The 17670-nt window shown below is 68.9% G+C and carries 15 protein-coding genes; 5 read left to right on the plus strand and 10 right to left on the minus strand.

What is annotated here, in order from left to right:
* Positions 1 to 42 precede the first annotated feature (42 nt).
* Positions 43 to 1116 (plus strand): TRAP transporter substrate-binding protein, encoded by a 1074-nt coding sequence (locus QNJ30_18685; protein MDJ0945499.1) that lies wholly within the window; start codon positions 43 to 45, stop codon positions 1114 to 1116.
* 76 nt (positions 1117 to 1192) lie between these two features.
* On the opposite strand, the gene QNJ30_18690 is transcribed toward QNJ30_18685, so the two are convergent.
* The gene (locus tag QNJ30_18690) at positions 1193 to 2296 is read right to left on the minus strand and encodes a DUF2336 domain-containing protein (GenBank protein MDJ0945500.1); all 1104 of its coding nucleotides are present in this window, start codon (positions 2294 to 2296) and stop codon (positions 1193 to 1195) included.
* Positions 2297 to 2552: 256 nt separating this feature from the next.
* Here QNJ30_18690 and QNJ30_18695 point away from each other — a divergent pair, with 256 nt between their 5' ends.
* A complete protein-coding gene (locus QNJ30_18695; GenBank protein ID MDJ0945501.1) occupies positions 2553 to 3062 on the plus strand; it encodes a rhodanese-like domain-containing protein in 510 nt (169 codons plus the stop codon).
* A gap of 9 nt (positions 3063 to 3071) precedes the next feature.
* Here QNJ30_18695 and QNJ30_18700 read toward each other — a convergent pair whose 3' ends face one another.
* The 8 genes from QNJ30_18700 to QNJ30_18735 form a co-directional block, all read right to left on the minus strand.
* Entirely contained in the window at positions 3072 to 3824 is a 753-nt protein-coding gene (locus QNJ30_18700; protein ID MDJ0945502.1) for a hypothetical protein, read from the minus strand.
* A 59-nt stretch (positions 3825 to 3883) separates the two neighbouring features.
* Positions 3884 to 4747 (minus strand): SUMF1/EgtB/PvdO family nonheme iron enzyme, encoded by an 864-nt coding sequence (locus tag QNJ30_18705; GenBank protein ID MDJ0945503.1) that lies wholly within the window; start codon positions 4745 to 4747, stop codon positions 3884 to 3886.
* Between the two features lie 34 nt (positions 4748 to 4781).
* Positions 4782 to 5210, minus strand: coding sequence for a universal stress protein (locus QNJ30_18710; GenBank protein MDJ0945504.1), 429 nt, complete (start codon positions 5208 to 5210; stop codon positions 4782 to 4784).
* Positions 5211 to 5226: 16 nt separating this feature from the next.
* Entirely contained in the window at positions 5227 to 7848 is a 2622-nt protein-coding gene (locus tag QNJ30_18715) for a TRAP transporter permease (GenBank protein ID MDJ0945505.1), read from the minus strand.
* 87 nt (positions 7849 to 7935) lie between these two features.
* On the minus strand, positions 7936 to 8964 hold the full coding sequence (locus QNJ30_18720) for a TAXI family TRAP transporter solute-binding subunit (GenBank protein ID MDJ0945506.1): 1029 nt from the start codon (positions 8962 to 8964) through the stop codon (positions 7936 to 7938).
* Between the two features lie 52 nt (positions 8965 to 9016).
* Positions 9017 to 9997 (minus strand): TAXI family TRAP transporter solute-binding subunit, encoded by a 981-nt coding sequence (locus tag QNJ30_18725; GenBank protein ID MDJ0945507.1) that lies wholly within the window; start codon positions 9995 to 9997, stop codon positions 9017 to 9019.
* 310 nt (positions 9998 to 10307) lie between these two features.
* Positions 10308 to 11147, minus strand: coding sequence for a 3-keto-5-aminohexanoate cleavage protein (locus tag QNJ30_18730; protein MDJ0945508.1), 840 nt, complete (start codon positions 11145 to 11147; stop codon positions 10308 to 10310).
* Complete coding sequence (locus tag QNJ30_18735; GenBank protein ID MDJ0945509.1) at positions 11144 to 12487, minus strand: aspartate aminotransferase family protein; 1344 nt, start codon at positions 12485 to 12487, stop codon at positions 11144 to 11146. The genes QNJ30_18730 and QNJ30_18735 overlap by 4 nt, the downstream gene beginning before the upstream one ends.
* Before the next feature lie 216 nt (positions 12488 to 12703).
* On the opposite strand from QNJ30_18735, the gene QNJ30_18740 reads away from it, so the two are divergent.
* Complete coding sequence (locus QNJ30_18740) at positions 12704 to 13219, plus strand: adenine phosphoribosyltransferase (protein MDJ0945510.1); 516 nt, start codon at positions 12704 to 12706, stop codon at positions 13217 to 13219.
* Here the strand turns inward: QNJ30_18740 and QNJ30_18745 are convergent.
* Entirely contained in the window at positions 13207 to 14412 is a 1206-nt protein-coding gene (locus tag QNJ30_18745; GenBank protein MDJ0945511.1) for an amidase, read from the minus strand. The genes QNJ30_18740 and QNJ30_18745 overlap by 13 nt on opposite strands.
* A 101-nt stretch (positions 14413 to 14513) precedes the next feature.
* On the opposite strand from QNJ30_18745, the gene QNJ30_18750 reads away from it, so the two are divergent.
* Both QNJ30_18750 and QNJ30_18755 read left to right on the plus strand, forming a co-directional pair.
* Complete coding sequence (locus QNJ30_18750) at positions 14514 to 15911, plus strand: amidase (protein ID MDJ0945512.1); 1398 nt, start codon at positions 14514 to 14516, stop codon at positions 15909 to 15911.
* 19 nt (positions 15912 to 15930) lie between these two features.
* On the plus strand, positions 15931 to 17502 hold the full coding sequence (locus tag QNJ30_18755) for a gamma-glutamyltransferase (protein MDJ0945513.1): 1572 nt from the start codon (positions 15931 to 15933) through the stop codon (positions 17500 to 17502).
* The last annotated feature ends 168 nt before the right edge of the window (positions 17503 to 17670 follow it).

Raw genomic sequence — 17670 nt, forward strand, 5'->3', positions numbered from 1 at the left:
GGTTTAGCGTCAGGCGACCACGCAGCGGCAGAGAAGCTCCCCATGACCTCGGCGAAGACGAAAGCGCTCTTGCGGGCGAGACGGCTGGCTGGCGCGGGCCTGCTCCTCGGGCTCGTCGCGCTGACCGGCGGCGCAGCCGCACAGGAGGCGCCCCTCGAGCTCAAGCTGGGCAGCGCCTTCCCGAGCAAGCTGCCCCAGCTCGGCACCTTGGGCGTCAGCCTGACCGAGAAGGTCGGCCGCATCTCCGGCGGCAGCCTGACGCTCAAGTTCCACGAGCCGAACGAGCTCATGCCGCCCCAGGACATGTTCGGCGCCATCGCCGCCGGCGCGCTGGACGCCGCCTGGTCGACTCCCGGCTACTGGTTCGAGCGGGAACCGGCGCTGATCCTGTTCTCCGGAATCCCCTTCGGCCCGACCCCCGGCGAGTACGCCGCCTGGATCTACTACGGCGGCGGCGAGGCCCTGATGCAGGAGATCTATGCCAAGCGGAACATCCACGCGATGATCTGCGGCATCACCGTCCCGGAAGCGGCGGGTTGGTTTCGTAAGGAGATCAAGTCGGTCGCCGACCTCAAGGGCCTGAAGATCCGGATCCGCGGCCTCGGCGCCCGGGTCCTGGAACGCCTGGGAGCGGTCCCGCAGGTGGTCGATCCGGCCGAGATCTACGAGGCGCTACGGCGCGGCAGGATCGACGCGACCGAATACTCCATGCCGATGATCGACCGTGACCTCGGCTTCCATCGGGTCGCACGCTATTACTACTTCCCGGGATGGCACCAGCCCTCGACGCTTTTCGAACTGATGCTCTCCAGGAAGGTCTGGGAGGGCCTCAGCGAAAGCCGCAGGGCGCAACTCGCGCTGGCCTGCGGCGACAACTTCCGCGAAGGCCTCGCCCAAGGCGAAGCCGGCCAGTTTGCCGCGATCACCGACCTCGAGGCCAAGGGCGTCGCGATCCGCAACCTGCCGCCCGAGGTGCTGAGCGCGCTGCGGTCGGCCTGGGATGCGGTCGCCGAGGAGATCGCGTCCGGAGACGAGACCTTCCGCAACGTCTACACCTCGCTCCAGGCCTTCCGCCGCGATTACCGGCTGTGGAAGGAGCTGGGCTACCTGCCCTGAAACCGCCGTGCAAAAACGAAGGGCGGCGCCGCCCGAAGGCCGCGCCGCCGTCCGCGGGGTCGCCATTCCGCCGCCGTCAGGCGGCAAGCTGGTTCAACTTCTCCATCAGATAGTCGAGGTCGTCCGCCGCCAGGTCGTCGTACTGAGTCAGGATGCGCGACAGCATGCGCGAGATGAAGCGCTCGCGGTCGTTGTCCTTGAGGTCGTAGTCGGTCTCCTGGATCACATCGACCGCGACCCGGATCGCCGGGAAGAGCTTCTCCGGCAGCCCGGTCTTGAGGTAGAGCGATTGCAGACCGAGCGAACCCTCGTCGTGGATCAGCAGCCTGGCGTTTTTCACGGGAATCTGCGCGAGGCGCGCCATCGCCGCCTCGAAGAAGGCGAGATCGCCCATGCAGAGCGCCCGCAGGACCAGCGAGGACGAGAGCCGGCCCTTCTTGTGAAGCTGGGCGACCAGGGTCTCGATATCGGTGACCGTCCGGCCGCTGGCCACCAGGTCGACGGTGGCCCGCTCTCGGGTCTGCAGGATCAGGTTGCAGATCTTGTCCGGGCTCAGGTTGCCTTCCTGGAGCAAAAAGGTCTCCAGCCGCTCCGAGATCGCGTTCACCACGCGCTCCGCCACATCGACCGGCATGTTGTTACGCCTGGAAAGTGAATCGGAGACGGCCTCGCTCTCGCCGTACTGGACCATGACCCGGTCGAAGGAGTTCTCGGTCAGTTCGGCGCCTTCGTTGGCGACCAGGCGCGCCACCGCCTTCTCGTTGCCGGTGTCGATCAGGCTGTCGGCGACCTGGGTGGATATCGTCCGGCGTTGCGCGATGGCAGTCTGCTTTTCGGAGTCCTGGCTCTGGATGATGTCGATCAGGTCTTCGTCGGTCAGCACCTCCGAGGACTTGAGGATCGGCAGCGCTACGGAGGTCACGTCCTGCGCCAACTTCAGGGCGATGTCGTGGGACAGGCCCGCGGCCGCCTGCAGGTTCTTCGACAAAGACTCGCGGACTCGGACCGAGACGTCCTGAGCCATCAGCCGGAAGATCGCTTCGGCCTGCTCTCGTTCCGCGTCCGTCAGCTCGCCGTCGGCGAACTCGGCGGCGACCTTGCCGGCCGTTTCGGCCCGGGTTTCATCCGAGCTGTCCGCCACGAGGCGGGCGACATCTTCCTTGGTGAGTTTATGTGCCATCTGGTGGTCCGGCGTCTGCCTGAGTTCTTGGGTGGAAGCCGGCCCCGGCTTCGAGCGGGCCCGCCTCCACGAACGCCGGTGATTCTGCTACGCCTTCCTTAACCTCGGTTTAACGCTCGTGAGGTTTTTCACCTTTTGGCGTAGGTGGGACCTAGATATTTAGGGTTACTTTCGGAACGATCCGCTTTGGCCCCGTCCCGGCATCACGAGCAAGTGTCTGTTCCCTACGCCCTCAGGTCGCTAGGATCATGCCGCTATGATGGCCGGACCGATCGAGACCGAATCGCCGCGTGAGCCCGCCGGGCCGGACCGGGCCTCGCGGCGCCGGCTGCTGGGCCTGATCGGCTCGGTCGGGCTGCTGGCCGTCCTCGGCCCGCGCGGCGGCTTGGCCGCTGAGGATACGATCAGCGTCCAGGACGCCCTGAAGGGGGCGCGGAGCGGTCGTCTCACCCTGGTCGACGTGCGCTCGCCCGAGGAATGGCGCAAGACCGGCCTGCCGGAGGGCGCCGAGGCGGTCACGATCCACGGACCCGAGGGACTTCCCGGCTTCGTCGCGGCGATCCGGGAGCGGCTCGGCGCACAGCAGGATCAGCCGATTGCGCTGATCTGCGCCACCGGTGTCCGCTCGACCGCGGCCAGCCGGGCCCTGCGCGCGGCAGGCTACACTCGGGTGCTGAACGTCCGCGAAGGGCTTTTCGGCAATCAGGCCGACGGTCCGGGCTGGCTGCGCAAGGGCCTGCCGACAGAGCCCTGCCAGTCCTGCTGACGCGGCCGATCAGCCACCCAGGAACGCCCGCAGCGTCTCGAGCTGCCGATCGACCGAAATGTCGACATAGGAGGTGACTTCGAGGTCCCGGTCCTCGTAGGTGTCGCCGTCCGGCCGGTCGCTTTGCCAGGCCGCGATGCAGCGGTCCCGGGCCGTCACCAGTTCGCGAATCTGCGGCCTGAAGAGGGCGATCATTGCGGTGATCCAGCGGTTGGTCGGCCATGACGGCTGAGCATGATCGATCTTGAAGTGATCGAGCAGGCTGCAGACGTGCTCGGCTTGGTACCAGACTTCGCCGGTCACCCAGCGGTTCACAGTGAACAAGCGAAACGGCTCGCCGTCGCCGTCCATGGAGATGGCGATCAGGTGGCTGAGCGCGTCGTTGGGATCCTCCGGCATGGGCGCGCCCGGGATCGGCGCCGGCTTGATGCCGGCCGGCATGCCCTTGGCCCGCAGGAAGGTGTGGAAGTGGCCGTGCTCGCCTTCGAAGCGCCGATCGAGCGGGTGGGCGTGATAATAGTACTGCGCGTGGCTCTCATGGTCGTAGACGTCGCCCGAGGGGTAGTGGTCCCACTCGTAGAAGGTTCCCTGATTACGCAGGATCTCCGCGACGACGTTGTCGCCGGTACGGCCGAGAATGCGCCGGATCTCGACGATCTCGCTGCCGGCTTCGCCCATCCTTTCCACTTCGTCGCGCGGCAGGGCGGCGAGATCGATCGCCCCGGGGGCAAGAGACAGCGTCGCTTCGGGTTCTGGGCGCATGATCGGAGTTTTAGCCGCTTTTCTCGACGATGGAAGTCCCGCGATTCCCAGGACGACCCTTAGTCGGTGACCAAGCGAAATCCGATGAGGATGTGCTTGAGGGTCGCGGGCCTCGCGTGGCGGGCGGCGGGCCGGCAGATGCCGCAGCCGCTGTCGTCCCAGGACCCGCCCTTGACGATGTAGCGCAGGTCACCGGCGGCGCTGGAGGTCCATTCGAAGACCTGGCCCGCGCCGTCGAGCAGACCGAAGGGACTGCCGCCTTCGGGAAAGCTGCCCACCGGCAAGGTGTCGAAGGGGCCTGCGTCGTGGCTGTTCAGGCGCTCGGGTTTCCACTCGTCGCCCCAGGGAAAGCGCAGGCCATCGGCGCCTCGGGCCGCTTTCTCCCACTCTCTCTCGCTCGGCAGGCGCCAGTTCTCGCCCGTCTGGGCGGAAAGCCAAGCGGCGTAGGCCTTGGCGTCGGCATGGCTGACCAGGACCACGGGATGAGGCTCGCGGCCCTCGGGTGGCTTGCCGTCGACCCAGGCATGGCGCCGGGTGCGCTCGTAGGGATGGACCAGGCGCAGGCTGCGCCAGTCGGCGGCACTGACATCGGGTGCCGGATGCCCGGTCGCCTCGACGAAGGCCGCGTACTGGGCGTTGGTGATCGGGGTCTTGGTGATTCGGAAGCTGCGGGTCGCCTTTCTCTGGCGGCGCGGCTCGTTCTCGTACCACAGCCATTCCCGGGTCCGGGAATGGCCGTAGGCGGCCTCGTCCAGGCGATAGGCAAACTCCCGCTCGGCCCGGTCCGAGCCGATGATCACCGGGCCCGCCGGGACCAGGATCGTATCGGGGACCTCGATGTCTGCGGCGATCGCGACCCGGCCGGCCGCGAAAGCGAGCAGCAGGATCGGGGCGTGTCGGAGCTGGAAGCAACGGCACGGCATGGTTCCGACGCCCCTCGTCGTCTGGTCGCTCTGGCTACTCGCGCACGATCATGACCGAGCAGGAGGCATGACGCGCGACCCGCGCCGCATTCGGCCCCAGCAGGTAGTCCTGAAGCTCCGGGCGGTGCGAGGCCATGATGATCACGTCGCAGCCCAACTCCTTGCCGGCGCGCAGGATTTCCTCGTAGATCGTGCCGTGGCCGACGATGTGCTGAACCTTGAGCTCCTTGGGGATCTCGGCCTTGACGAAGTCGTGCAGCTTCTTGCTCGCCTCGTCGAGCGCGTGCTTCTCATAGCCCTCTGGGAAGAAGGAGCCGACGATGCTCAGGCCGTAGTCCGGCACCACGGTCATGACGTGGAGCTGCGCCTTAGAGGTCTTAGCCAGGTGGACCGCGGCTTCGACGGCCTTGCGCTGGGTCTCGGCGTTGCCGAGGTCGACCGGCAGAAGTATCTCCTTGAACATCAGGTCTCGCCCTTTGCTATTCCGCAGGTGCCGGAGCCGCCGCCAAGTCCGCCGGACGCCGCCGGCGCTGCATCAACACGATCAGCCCGAGAAGCAACAAGGCCGGGATGTAAAAGATCTCCTTCGGCAGGCGCTCCGCCGGGACCTCAACGCTCGTGATCTCCCAGTCGAAGTCGAGGCCCGCTTCCTCGGCCGGGCTGCCGAAGCCGATGTTGTCGATCAGCACCTTGCCGTCTTCCTCGCGGATCTCGATCCCGGCCTGCTCCGCCAGCCGCAGCGCGCCGTCGCCGGCGGGGCCGAGCGGCAGCTGCACCGTGGTCGTGACCACGTCGCCGTCGATGTTCTCGCCGGTGGCGACCAGGCGCACCTGGCCGTCGACCGGTGCCTGACCGGCCATGGCGACAATCTCCGAAGGCGCCACCTGACGGAAGGGGCTTTGCACCATGTCGAGCCAGAAGCCCGGGCGGAACAGCGAGAAAGCGATGAGCAGCAGGAGCACCGACTCCCAGATCCGGCTGCGGGCGAAGAAGAAACCCTGGGTCGAGGCCGCGAAGATCAGCATAGCCGCCGTCGCGATCACGAAGATGAAGATCCCCTGGAACCAGGTGACGTCGATCAGCAGCAGGTCGGTGTTGAAGATGAACAGGAAGGGCAGCGCCACGGTCCTGAGCGAGTAGAAGAAGGCGGTGAAGCCGGTCTTGATCGGGTCGCCGCCCGAGACCGCGGCGGCGGCGAAGGACGCCAGGCCCACCGGTGGAGTGACGTCGGCCATGATCCCGAAGTAGAAGACGAAGAGATGCACCGCGATCAGGGGCACGATGAGCCCGTTGGCGGCCCCCAACTCGACCACCACCGGCGCCATCAGCGAGGACACCACGATGTAGTTGGCCGTGGTCGGCAGGCCCATGCCCAGGATCAGGCTGATCAGCGCGGTGAACATCAGGCCAAGGATCAGGCTGCCGCCCGACATCCACTCGACCAGCTCGGCCATCTTCTGGCCGACGCCGGTCAGGGTCACCGTGCCGACGATCACGCCCGCCGTGGCGGTCGCCACCGCGATGCCGATCATGTTGCGCGCGCCGGTGATCAGGCCGTCGATCAGTTCCTGCCAGCCCAGGCGTAGGTCTGCCGCCATCTCGGCGCCCCGGCCCCGGAAGAAGCCCTTGAGCGGCCGCTGGGTGACCAGGATCAGGATCAGCAGCGCACAGGCCCAGAACGCGGAGAGACCCGGGGACTTTTGCTCGACCATCAGGAACCAGACCAGGACCACGATCGGCAGGAGGTAGTGCAGACCGGTCTTCACCACCTGCCCGGCGATCGGCAGCTTGACGATCTCCGCGTTGGGGTCCTCCATCTCCAGATCCGGCGAGCGTGCTGCGAAGCCGACCAGGATGACGTAGACCAGGAGCAGCACCAGGGCGGCGATCGGGCCGGTCAGGCCGGGAATCACGGCCTTCAGCCCGAGCAGGCCGTAATAGATCAGGAAGGAAAGGATGACGATCGAGCACACGATGATCCCGGTGCGGATCAGGGTCTGCTTGAGCGGCGAGATGACGGGCTTGGGCAGGCCCTGCATGTTGGCCTTCATCGCCTCCAGGTGGACGATGTAGAGCAGCGCGATGTAGGAGATCGCGGCCGGCAGAAAGGCGTGCTTGATCACGTCGACGTAGGCGATGCCGACGTACTCGACCATCAGGAAGGCGGCAGCGCCCATGACCGGCGGCATGATCTGGCCGTTCACCGAGGAGGCGACCTCGACCGAGCCCGCCTTCTCCGGCGAGAAGCCGACCCGCTTCATCAGCGGCATGGTGAAGACGCCGGTGGTCACCACGTTGGCGATGGAAGAGCCCGAGATGAGGCCGGTCATCGCCGAGGCCAGGACCGCGGCCTTCGCCGGCCCGCCGCGCATGTGCCCGAGCAGGCCGAACGCCAGCTGGATGAAGTAGTTGCCGGCGCCGCCCTTCTCCAGGAGCGCCCCGAAGAGCACGAAGAGGAAGACGAAGCTGGTCGAGACCCCGAGCGCAATGCCGAAGACGCCTTCCGTGGTCAGCCACATCTGGTCCATCGCCCGGTTGAAGGTCGCGCCTTTCCACTGGATGACCTCGGGGATGAAGCCATAGGAGCCAAAGAAGACGTAGGCGAGGAAGAAGATGGCCACGATCATGAGCGGCGGCCCCAGGGAGCGACGGGTCGCCTCCAGCAGCAGGACCAGTCCAAGGCCCGCGGTCACGAGGTCGAAGGTGGTCGGCTGCCCCGGACGTTCCGCCAGCTGATTGTAGAAAAGGAACAGGTAGGCCGCGCAGAAGGCGCCGAGCAGGGCCGTGACCCAGTCCTGAACCGGGATCCGGTCGCGCGGCGAGCCCTTCAGGGCAGGAAAGGCCATGTAGGCGAGAAAGATCGCGAAGGCCAGATGAATCGAGCGCGTGTGCGTCGAGTTCAGGACCGGGATGATGTCCCCGACGAGAAAGGGCAAGGGCGAGGCGATCCAGAGCTGAAACAGCGACCAGACCAGGGCGACGCCGGCAAGGGCCTTACCGATCGGCCCCGCGACGTTGCGCGCGCCGGTATCGGACGAGGCGACGAGATCCTCGAGCTCCTCACCGGAGAGAGCCTGACCGCTCTTCTGTTCCTCGCTCATCCCTTTCCCCCGCTGTCGTTGATGGATCTTTTTGTGCGTGTCGTCGATCCCGCCCCCCGGGATCGGGAACCGTCCGGGCCGTCAGGCTCAACCCCCTTCGACCGGCAGGCCGGCCTCGCGGAAATAGCGCAGCGCACCGGGGTGAAGCGGCGCCGAGAGCCCGTCCGTGACCATGCGCTTGGCGTCGAGGCCGCCGAAAGCCGGATGCATCTTGCGGAAACGGCGCAGGTCGCCGAGCACGCTGCGCGTGATCGCATAGGCCAGCGCCTCGTCGAGCGACGCGGTGGTCACCACGGTTGCCTTGACGCCGAAGGTCTTCACGGGCTCGGGATTGCCGGCGTAGATCCCGCCCGGAATCTCGGTCGCGGCGTAGAAGGGGTTTTCGGCGATCAGCTTGTCGATGGCCGCGCCGCTGACCTCGACCATCACGGCATCGCAGAGGCCTGCCGCCTGGCCGACCGAGGCGTTGGGATGGCCGACGGTGTAGATCATGGCCTGGACCCGGTCGTGACACAGTGCCAGCGATTGCTGGGCGGCCGGCAGCTCATCGGCCAGGGAAAAGGCGCTCCGGTCCCAGCCCAGGGCCGCCATCACGATCTCCATGGTCGCCCGCTGGCCCGAGCCCGGGTTGCCGATGTTGACCCGCTTGCCGGCGAGGTCCTGCAGCTTGGCGATCCCGGCGTCGCGCCGCGCGACCACCGTGAAGGGCTCGCCGTGCACCGAGAACAAGGAGCGCAGCCCTTCGTCCGGGCCGGCCTCGGCGAAGGGGCCGCTGCCCCTGACCGCGTGGTAGTGCCAGTCTGACTGTGCGACGCCCAGCTGCAAGGCGCCGCCGCGCAGGTTCTCGAGATTGAAGATCGAGCCGGCGGTCGAAAGGGCGTTGCAGTCCGTGCTCTTGAGCGATTCGTCCCGTGCGGCCAGATAGCAGAGCGCCCGGCCGACCTGATAGTAGACACCGGCCTCGCTGCCGGTGCCGATGGTCAAGGAGCCCTGTGCCGATGCGGGCGAAGGGCCGAAGCCTGGGCATAGTGACAAGAAGAGGGATGCTACAATGACCGCCCGGCGAACGGGCCAGCCTAGACGTGACGTCGAAGGGACATTGCGGTTCAGCAGCATCTAGCAGAACACCGCCGGGCGGGCGCAAGGCGTCCCGCCCGGCGGCCCCAGGTTACATCCAGCCCTTCTCCTTGTAGTACTTCGCGGCACCGTCGTGGAGCGGCGCCGAAAGGCCGTCCTTGATCATCTCCGTTTCCTTCAGGTTGGCGAAGGCGGGATGAAGCCTCTTAAACTGGTCGAAGTCGTCGAAGACCGCCTTGACCACGTTGTAGATCGTGTCCTCGGCAACCGCGGTCGACGAGACGAAGGTCGCGCCCACGCCGAAGGTTTCGACGTCTCGCTCGGTTCCCGTGTACATGCCGGCCGGGATCACCGCCTTGCGGTAGAAGGCGTTGTCGGAGACCAACTTGTCAATCGCCGGACCCGTCACCGAAACCAGGACGGAGTTGCAGGACGTCGTCGCCTCCTTGATCGCGCCGTTGGGATGACCGACCGTGTAGATCATCGCGTCGATCTTGTTGTCACACAGCGCCTGGGACTGCTCCGAAGCCTTGAGCTCGGAGGCCAGCGAGAAGTCGCCCGACGTCCAGCCTACGGCCTGAAGCACCACGTCCATGGTCGCCCGCTGACCGGAACCGGGGTTGCCGATGTTGACGCGCTTGCCCTTGAGGTCGGCGAAATCCGTGATGCCGGAGTCGGCCCGCGCCACGACGGTGAAGGGCTCGGGGTGCACGGAGAAGACGGCGCGCAGTTCCTTGTTGGGACCCTGGTCCTTGAACTTGGAGGTGCCGTTGTAGGCGTGATACTGCCAGTCGGACTGCGCAACGCCCATGTCGAGCTCTTTGCCGCGAATGGCGTTGAGGTTGTAGACGGAGCCGCCCGTCGACTCGACGGAGCAGCGAATGCCATGGTTCTTGCGGCCCTTGTTGACCAGACGGCAGATCGCGCCACCGGTCGGGTAGTAGACGCCGGTCACGCCACCAGTCCCGATGGTGATGAAGGTCTGCTCGGCCTTCGCCTCTATCGCGCCGCCGGTCAGAGTTGCGCCGCCGATCAAGGCGGCCGCGAATGCCGTAGCAAACAGCTTGTTCATGTGGTTACCTCCGACTATTGCCAGTCTGCCCTTGTGCGAGAGCAATTTACCGTTTCCGGAACGCATGGCGGAATGCCGCCCAGGAGCTTCGCAAGGCGCCCGTGCGGTAATCCGCGTTGCTGATGAAAGCTAGCCTGTCCGGGCTTCGGCAATCCGGGGCAGCGATGCCACCCGATCGCAACCGGACTGTTGCTCAGAAAGACGTCTCCCTGCTGCCAAGAACCGAGCGCTTGCCGCGCCTCTGTCACAGGGGCATTGAACAACTATTCCGCCCAAATTGCCACCCCCGGAAAAACCCATTGGATCGGGTTCAGGCCTGGCGGCCCTCCATCAGAGCCCGGGCCGCGGCGGCGGCCGCCAGGGGCCGGCCGATCGCCGCAATGCCGCGGGCCGCCGCCGCGACCAGGCCGGCGTTGTCCGCCGCCTGAATCCCGGCGGGCAGGAAGAGGTTGTTCTCGAAGCCGACCCGAGCATGCCCGCCCAGGGCCGCCGCCGCCACCGCGCAGGCCGTCTCGCGCGCCCCGAAGGCGCAGACCATCCAGAGATGGCCGGCCGTGTTGGCCGCGACGAAGGGCAGCAGGTCCCGCGGCTGCGAGGTTTGGCCCGGTGTATAGCGGCCGAGGACGAAGAGCAGGAAATGCGGTCCGCCGGGGATCACCCCGCGCCGGACCAGATCGTCAAAGCGCGCGATCTCGTCCTCGGAGTAGAGGATGTACTGCGCGAGGACGCCGCGCGCCTCGAGCCAGGCGAAGAACTCGCCGGCCGCCGCTTCCGCAGCCGGGTCCGGACAGAGTTCGCGCAGCGCCAGGCTGGCCGCCTCGGGCTCGGTCTCGCGGACCACGGCCATCTGCTGCGCCGGGCTGTAGCGGCCTACGGCCTCGGTGGTGATCTGGACGACGATGTCCGCGCCGGCCTCCCGGCGGATCGCCGCCGTGGCATCGCGATAGGCCTCCGCATCCAGCAGGTGCGCGCCCTCCCGGTCCCGCACGTGCAGGTGGATCATCGCCGCGCCGGCCTCGGCACAGGCTGCCGCGGTGCGGGCGATCTCGGCCGCGGTCATCGGCACCGCCGGATGATCTTCGCGGGTCTTGCGGGCGCCGTTCGGCGCGACCGTCAGGATCAGCGGCTGCCCGAGGTCGTCGCCGCTCACGCCCCGGCCTCCGCAAGGTCCTCGAAGGCGTTGGCCACGGCGGCCTCCAGCTTGTCGACCAGCTCCTCGACCTGGGCGTCGTCGAGGATAAAGGGCGGCGCCAGGAGGATATGGTCGCCGCGGGTGCCGTCGGCGGTGCCGCCGCCGGGATAGCAGATCAGGCCCTCCGCCATCGCCGCCTTCTTGATCCTGGCGTGCAGCTTGAGCGCCGGATCGAAGGGCGTCTTGTCGCCGCGGTCGCGCACCAGCTCGATCCCGATGAACAAGCCCCGGCCGCGGATGTCGCCGACCTGGGGATGGTTGCCGAAGCGCGCGGTCAGGAGGTCGCGCAGGACAGCGCCCTTGGCCACCACGTTGTCGAGCAGGCCCTCGCTCTCGATCGTCCGCTGGACCGCCAGGGCGGCGGCGCTGGCCGTGGCATGGCCGATGTAGGTGAAGCCGTGCTGGAAGAAGCCGCTGCCGGCCTCCAGGGCGTCGTAGATCTTCCGAGCGACGAAGCAGGCGCCGATCGGCTGGTATCCGGCACCCAGGCCCTTGGCGCAGGTCACAAGGTCCGGGCTGACGCCCTCCTGCTCGCAGGCGAAGAGGGTTCCGGTGCGGCCCATGCCGCACATCACCTCATCGAGGATCAGCAGCACGCCGTAGCGGTCGCAGATCTCGCGGATCCGCGCGAAGTAGCCGGGCACCGGCGGCACCGCGCCGGCGGTCGCCCCGACCACGGTCTCGGCCAGAAAGCCGATTACCGTCTCCGGGCCCAGCTCCAGGATCGCCCGCTCCAGATCGTCGGCGGCCCGCCGGCCGTAGGCCTCCTCGCTCTCGCCGGGTTCCTGGTGGCGATAGGCGTAGCAAGGCTCGATGTGGGCGACGTCGATCAGCAGCGGCTCGTAGGGCTTGCGGCGCCCGGCGTTGCCGCCGGCGGCCAGCGCGCCCAGGGTGTTGCCGTGGTAGCTCTGGCGCCGGGCGATGAAGCGGCTGCGCGTCGGCTCGCCGATCTCGAGGAAGTACTGCCGGGCCAGCTTCATCGCGGTTTCGTTGGCCTCCGACCCGCCGGAGACGAAGTACATCTTGCCGATGCCCTCGGGCGCGCGGGTCACCAGGTGTTCGGCCAGGGCCTCGGCCGGCTCGTTGGTGAAGAACCCGGTGTGCGCGAAGGGCAGGCGCCGGACCTGCTCGACCACGGCCTCGACCACCGCCGGATGGGAGTGTCCGAGGCAGGACACCGCCGCCCCACCCGAGGCGTCGAGGTAGCGCCTGCCGGCGCTGTCGACCAGGTAGGGGCCTTCGCCGGCGACGGCTGAGGGCGGGGTTTGCTGCGTGTGGCGATGCAGGATGTAGGACATGTTCGCTTCCCGAGGCGCGGAGCGCTGCTCGACTCCGCCTGCCGGTCTGAGGTCTTCCCGGGTCCATCGGGCCCGGACCGCGGCAAGCCTACGTCGCCGGGGAAGCCTACGGCAAGGGCACCGCGAGCGCTTTGCCGATTGTGTCGGCGGGCCGCCCTGATTAGCCTAGCGCGCCGCGGGCCGGGCCACGGCCGTCAGCCAGGGGGAAATCGGGCCATGAACCTGAAGGACCACATCGCCGAGGTGCCGGACTTCCCGGAGCCCGGGATCCTGTTCTACGACATCTCGCCGCTGCTGGCCCATCCCGAGGCCTGGCAGGAGACCGTCCGGCAGCTCTCGGAAGCGGTGGCCGCCCAGAAGCCCGATGTCCTGGCCGGCATCGAATCGCGCGGATTCCTGGTCGCAGCGCCGCTCGCCCTGCAGCTCAACCTCGGCTTCGTGATGATCCGGAAGAAGAACAAGCTGCCCGGGGCAACCATTCCCTACACCTACGACCTGGAATACGGCAGCGACAGCATCGAGATTCAGGCCAACGCGGTGCAGCCCGGCCAGAAGGTCGCCGTACTCGACGACCTGCTCGCCACCGGCGGCACCATGAACGCCAGCGTCCAGCTCCTGCGCAGCGTCGGTGCCGAGGTCACCGGCGGCGCCGGCATCATCGAGCTCACCTTCCTCAAGGGCCGAGAGCGGCTGGATATCCCTTTCACCTCGATCCTGACCTACGACGAATAGATCGTCGGCGATTCCGGCGTCTCCAGGGTTTCCGCGAGGGCCAGGAGCTTCTCGTCGGTCCCCGGTCCGCCGATCAGGGACAGGCCGAGGGGGCAGCCGTCGAGGCTGGCCAACGGCAGGGAGATCTGCGGCAGGCGCGCCAGGCCGGCGATACAGGTCAGGCGGTGCACCCGGTAGCGGTGGTCGAGCAGCGCCTCCTCGGTGGCGTCGATGCGCGGCGCGATGCCCGGCGCCGTCGGCAGGCAGAGCAGCGCATCGTCGCCGAGCCGCTCGGCCAGATCTCCCGCGACGGCTTCGCGGGCATCCCGGGCCGCGGCGATCTCGGCCTCGGGTATGCCCCGGGCCCATTCGAAGCGCTGGGCCAGCTCCGGGCCGAGGCTTGGCCGGCGCGCCGCGATCCAGCCCCGGTGGCTGGCCCAGGCCTCGCCGCCCAGAATCGCCCGGAAATGCTCCACCCAGTCGGCCAGGCCCTCGCCCTCCGGCGCCAGGGTCACGTCCTCGGCGGCCCCGAAAACGGCCTCCAGCCGGCGCAGCAGCGGTTCCAGGACCTCGGCGGCCGCCGGCTCCGCGAGGGCGAAGGCGTCCTCGGCACGCAGCAGGCGGCGGAAGCCGCCGCCGGGACCGGGCCGGTCGAAAAGCGCGGCGAAGGCCCGGGACAGCGCCCCGGCCTCGCGCGCGAAGCAGCCGACGGTGTCCAGGCTCGGCGCCAGCGGCATGACTCCGGCCAGGGAGATCCGGCCGTGGGTCGGGCGCAGGCCGAAGAGCCCGCAGTAGCTGGCCGGAATCCGGACCGAACCGCCGGTGTCGGAGCCGAGCGCCAGGTCGACCAGGCCGCCGGCCACGGCCGAGGCCGAGCCGCTCGAGGACCCGCCGGGAATCCGCCCCGGCGCGTTGGCGTTGGTCGGCGTCCCGTAGTGGGGGTTCTGGCCGTTGAGGCTGAAGGCCAGCTCGTCGGTGATGGTCTTGCCGGCCAGGTCGGCCCCGGCCACCAGCAGGCGCTCGACGGCGACGGCGTGGCCGGCGGCGGGGTCATGGCCGCTCGCCCAATCGGGGTTGCCGCAGCCGGTCACCGTGCCGGCGACGTCGAAGATGTCCTTGGCCGCGAAGCTCAGGCCCTTGAGCGGGCCGGACCCGGCGCCGGCAATCTCGACCTCGGTCCCGGGCACGAAGGCCCCCAGCGTGTCCCTCTTCACCGCAGCTCTCCCCTCTTTCCCCTCACGCCGGCCGGGCTCGACAGCGGGCCGGCGGGGCACGACAATGGCACTTGGTCCGAACCTCAACAAGTCCCGCCGCCATGACCCAAGACCCAGCCTTGCTGAGCGCCTGCGAGCTTCGAGACCTCTACCGTGACGGGGCGCTCTCGCCCGTGGAGGCCACCGAGGCGGCCCTGGCGCGCATCGAGACGCTCGACCCGCAGCTCAACGCCTACCTCCTGGTCGATGCCGAAGGCGCCCTGACGGCGGCCAGGGAGTCCGAGGATCGCTGGCAGAAGGGCGAGCCCCGCGGTCTGCTCGACGGCGTGCCGACCTCGGTCAAGGACATCCTGCTGACCGAGGGCTGGCCGACCCTTCGCGGCTCGCGCACGGTGGATCCGGACCAGGACTGGAGCGAGGACGCGCCCGGCGTCGCGCGGGTGCGCGAGCACGGCGCCGTCCTGCTCGGCAAGACCACGACGCCGGAGTTCGGCTGGAAGGGGGTGACCGACAGCCCGCTGACCGGGATCACGCGCAACCCCTGGAACCTCGGGAAGACGCCGGGGGGCTCCTCGGGCGGCGCCGCAGCGGCGGTGGCCGCGGGCATGGGCGCCCTGGCCTTCGGCACCGACGGCGGCGGCTCGATCCGGATTCCCGCCGGCTTTACCGGCATCTTCGGCCACAAGCCCAGCTTCGGTCGCGTCCCCGCCTACCCGCTGAGCCCCTTCGGCACCGTCGCCCACGTCGGGCCCATGACCCGCTCGGTCGCCGACGCGGCCCTGATGCTGACCGTGATCGCCGAGCCGGATCCGCGCGACCCCTACGCCCTGCCGCCCGACGGGCACGACTACCTGACGGACCTGGACCGGGGCGTCCGGGGCCTGCGCATCGCCTTCAGCCCGAGCCTGGGCGGCAAGCCGGTCGATCCGGAGGTCGCGGCCCTGGTCGAGCGGGCCGCCCTGCGCTTCAGCGAGCTGGGCGCCACGGTCGAGATCGCCGAGCCCGAGATGCCCGACTGCGGGGAGATCTTCCGGACCCTCTGGTTCGCCGGCGCCGGCTACATCCTGGCTTCGCTGACCGAGGCGCAGCGGGCACTCGTGGACCCCGGGCTGCTGGAGATCGCCAGGATCGGCACCGAGATCACGCTGCACCGGCATATCGAAGCGGTGCGCGCACGCGAGGCCTTCTCCCAGACCATGAAGGCCTTTCACTGGCAGGGCTGGGATCTTCTGCTGACGCCGAGCCTGCCGATCCCGGCCTTCGACGTGGGCCTGGAGATGCCGCCGGACCAGGGCGAGCAGCGCTGGGTCGACTGGACCCCCTTCACCTATCCCTTCAACCTGACCGGACAGCCGGCGGCCAGCATTCCCTGCGGCCTGACCGCGGCCGGCCTCCCGGTCGGGCTCCAGATCGTCGGCCCGCACTTCGCCGACGCCCGGGTCCTGCAGGCCGCGGCGGCCTTCGAGGCCGTGGCGCCCTTCCCCCTGCCCGAGCTCTGAGCGAGGGCGGCGCGGGGCCATGGCCGGCAGGGGGGCGGGCAAGGGGGCGGTGGCGGCGGGGCATCCCGCCACGGCGGCGGCGGCCCGGGAGATCATCGAGGACGGCGGCAGCGCCGTCGACGGCGCCCTGGGCGCCATGTGCGCGGCCTGCGTCGCCGAGCCGGTCCTGGCCTCCCTGGGCGGCGGCGGCTTCTTCCTCGCTGCCGGACCCGAGACGCCGGCGGTGCTCTACGACTTCTTCGTCGAGACGCCCTTGAGACGCCGGCCGGTCGAGGAGATCGAGTTCTTCCCGATCGAGGCCGACTTCGGCCCGGCGACCCAGGAGTTCCACATCGGCCTGGGCGCCATGGCGACGCCCGGCTTCCCGCGCGGCCTCTTCGAGGTCCATCGGCAGCTCGGGCGGCTGCCCATGGCCCGGATCCTGAAGCCGGCCATCGCCCTGGCCCGCAACGGCATAGCCCTGCGCGCCAGCGAAGCCTTCATCTTCCAGGTCGTGGCGCCGGTCTTCACCGCCAGCGAGGCGGCCCGCGAGGTCTATGGCTCCGGCGAGGGCCTGCTGAAGGAAGGCGAGATCCTGCGCCAGCCGGAGCTGGCCGAGACCTTGGAAGCCCTGGCCGAAGAGGGCGACCGCCTGTTCTACGAAGGCGAGATCGCGGCCGCGCTGACCCGCTTCTGCCGCGAGACCGGCGGGCAGATCACCGAAGCGGACCTGGGACGCTACGCCGCCGTCCGGCGCCGCCCCCTGGAGCGCCGCTATCGCGGCGCCCGCGTCCTGACTAACCCGCCGCCCTCGACCGGCGGCATCCTGATCGCCTTCGCCCTGGACCTGCTGTCCGGCCGGGCATGGGCGCCCGAGGACTTCGATTCCCCCGAAAGGCTGGCGGCTTTGGCCCGGGTCATGGCCCTGACCGACCGGGCGCGGCTGGAATCCCGGCTCCACGAGGCAATGGGCCAAGCCGAGGAGGACGCCGCGCTGCGGCGGCTCTTCGATCCGGACCTCGTGGCGCGCTACCGGGCTCGGGTCGAAGGACGTCCCGCGGCCCGGCGCGGCACGACGCACATCAGCGTCGTCGACGGGGCCGGCAATCTGGCGGCCGTCACCCTGTCCAACGGCGAGGGTTGCGGCCGCCTGCTGCCCAGGACCGGTATCATGCTCAACAACATGCTGGGCGAGCAGGACCTGAACCCGCGCGGCTTCCACGCCTGGCCGGAGGGGGTGCGCCTGGCTTCCATGATGGCGCCGAGCCTGGCCTTTCTCGAGCACGGCCGGATCGCCGCCCTGGGCTCGGGCGGCTCCAACCGAATCCGCACCGCGGTCCTTCAGGTGCTGCTGAACCTGATCGACTTCGAGCAGCCGGCCGAGCAGGCGGTGGCCGCCCCGCGGCTCCACGTCGAGCGCGACCAGGCGGAACTCGAGACCGGCTTCCCGGAGGCAGCCGTCGAGGCGGCGCGCGGCGAGGTCACCAGGCTGGCGACTTGGCCGCCCAGGAACCTCTTCTTCGGGGGCGTCCACGTCGCCACCCGGGACCGTAGCGGCCGCTTCCAGGCCTCGGGCGACCCTCGGCGCAGCGGCGTCGGCGTCACCTTCTAGATCAAACTGCGCTCAATTGGACTCGATTGAGCGCAGATAATTTGATCTATTCCATATAGATAGAGCAGCCTGCGTTCGAATGAACGCAGGCTGCTCTTGGCCGGGGGCGCCCACTTGGCAGGGTCAAGAGCCGCTGAACGGACAGAAAAAGGGGGCCGGCGTTGCCCG

It is taken from the genome of Kiloniellales bacterium, from assembly GCA_030066685.1.
Taxonomy (GTDB): Bacteria; Pseudomonadota; Alphaproteobacteria; order Kiloniellales; family JAKSBE01; genus JAKSBE01.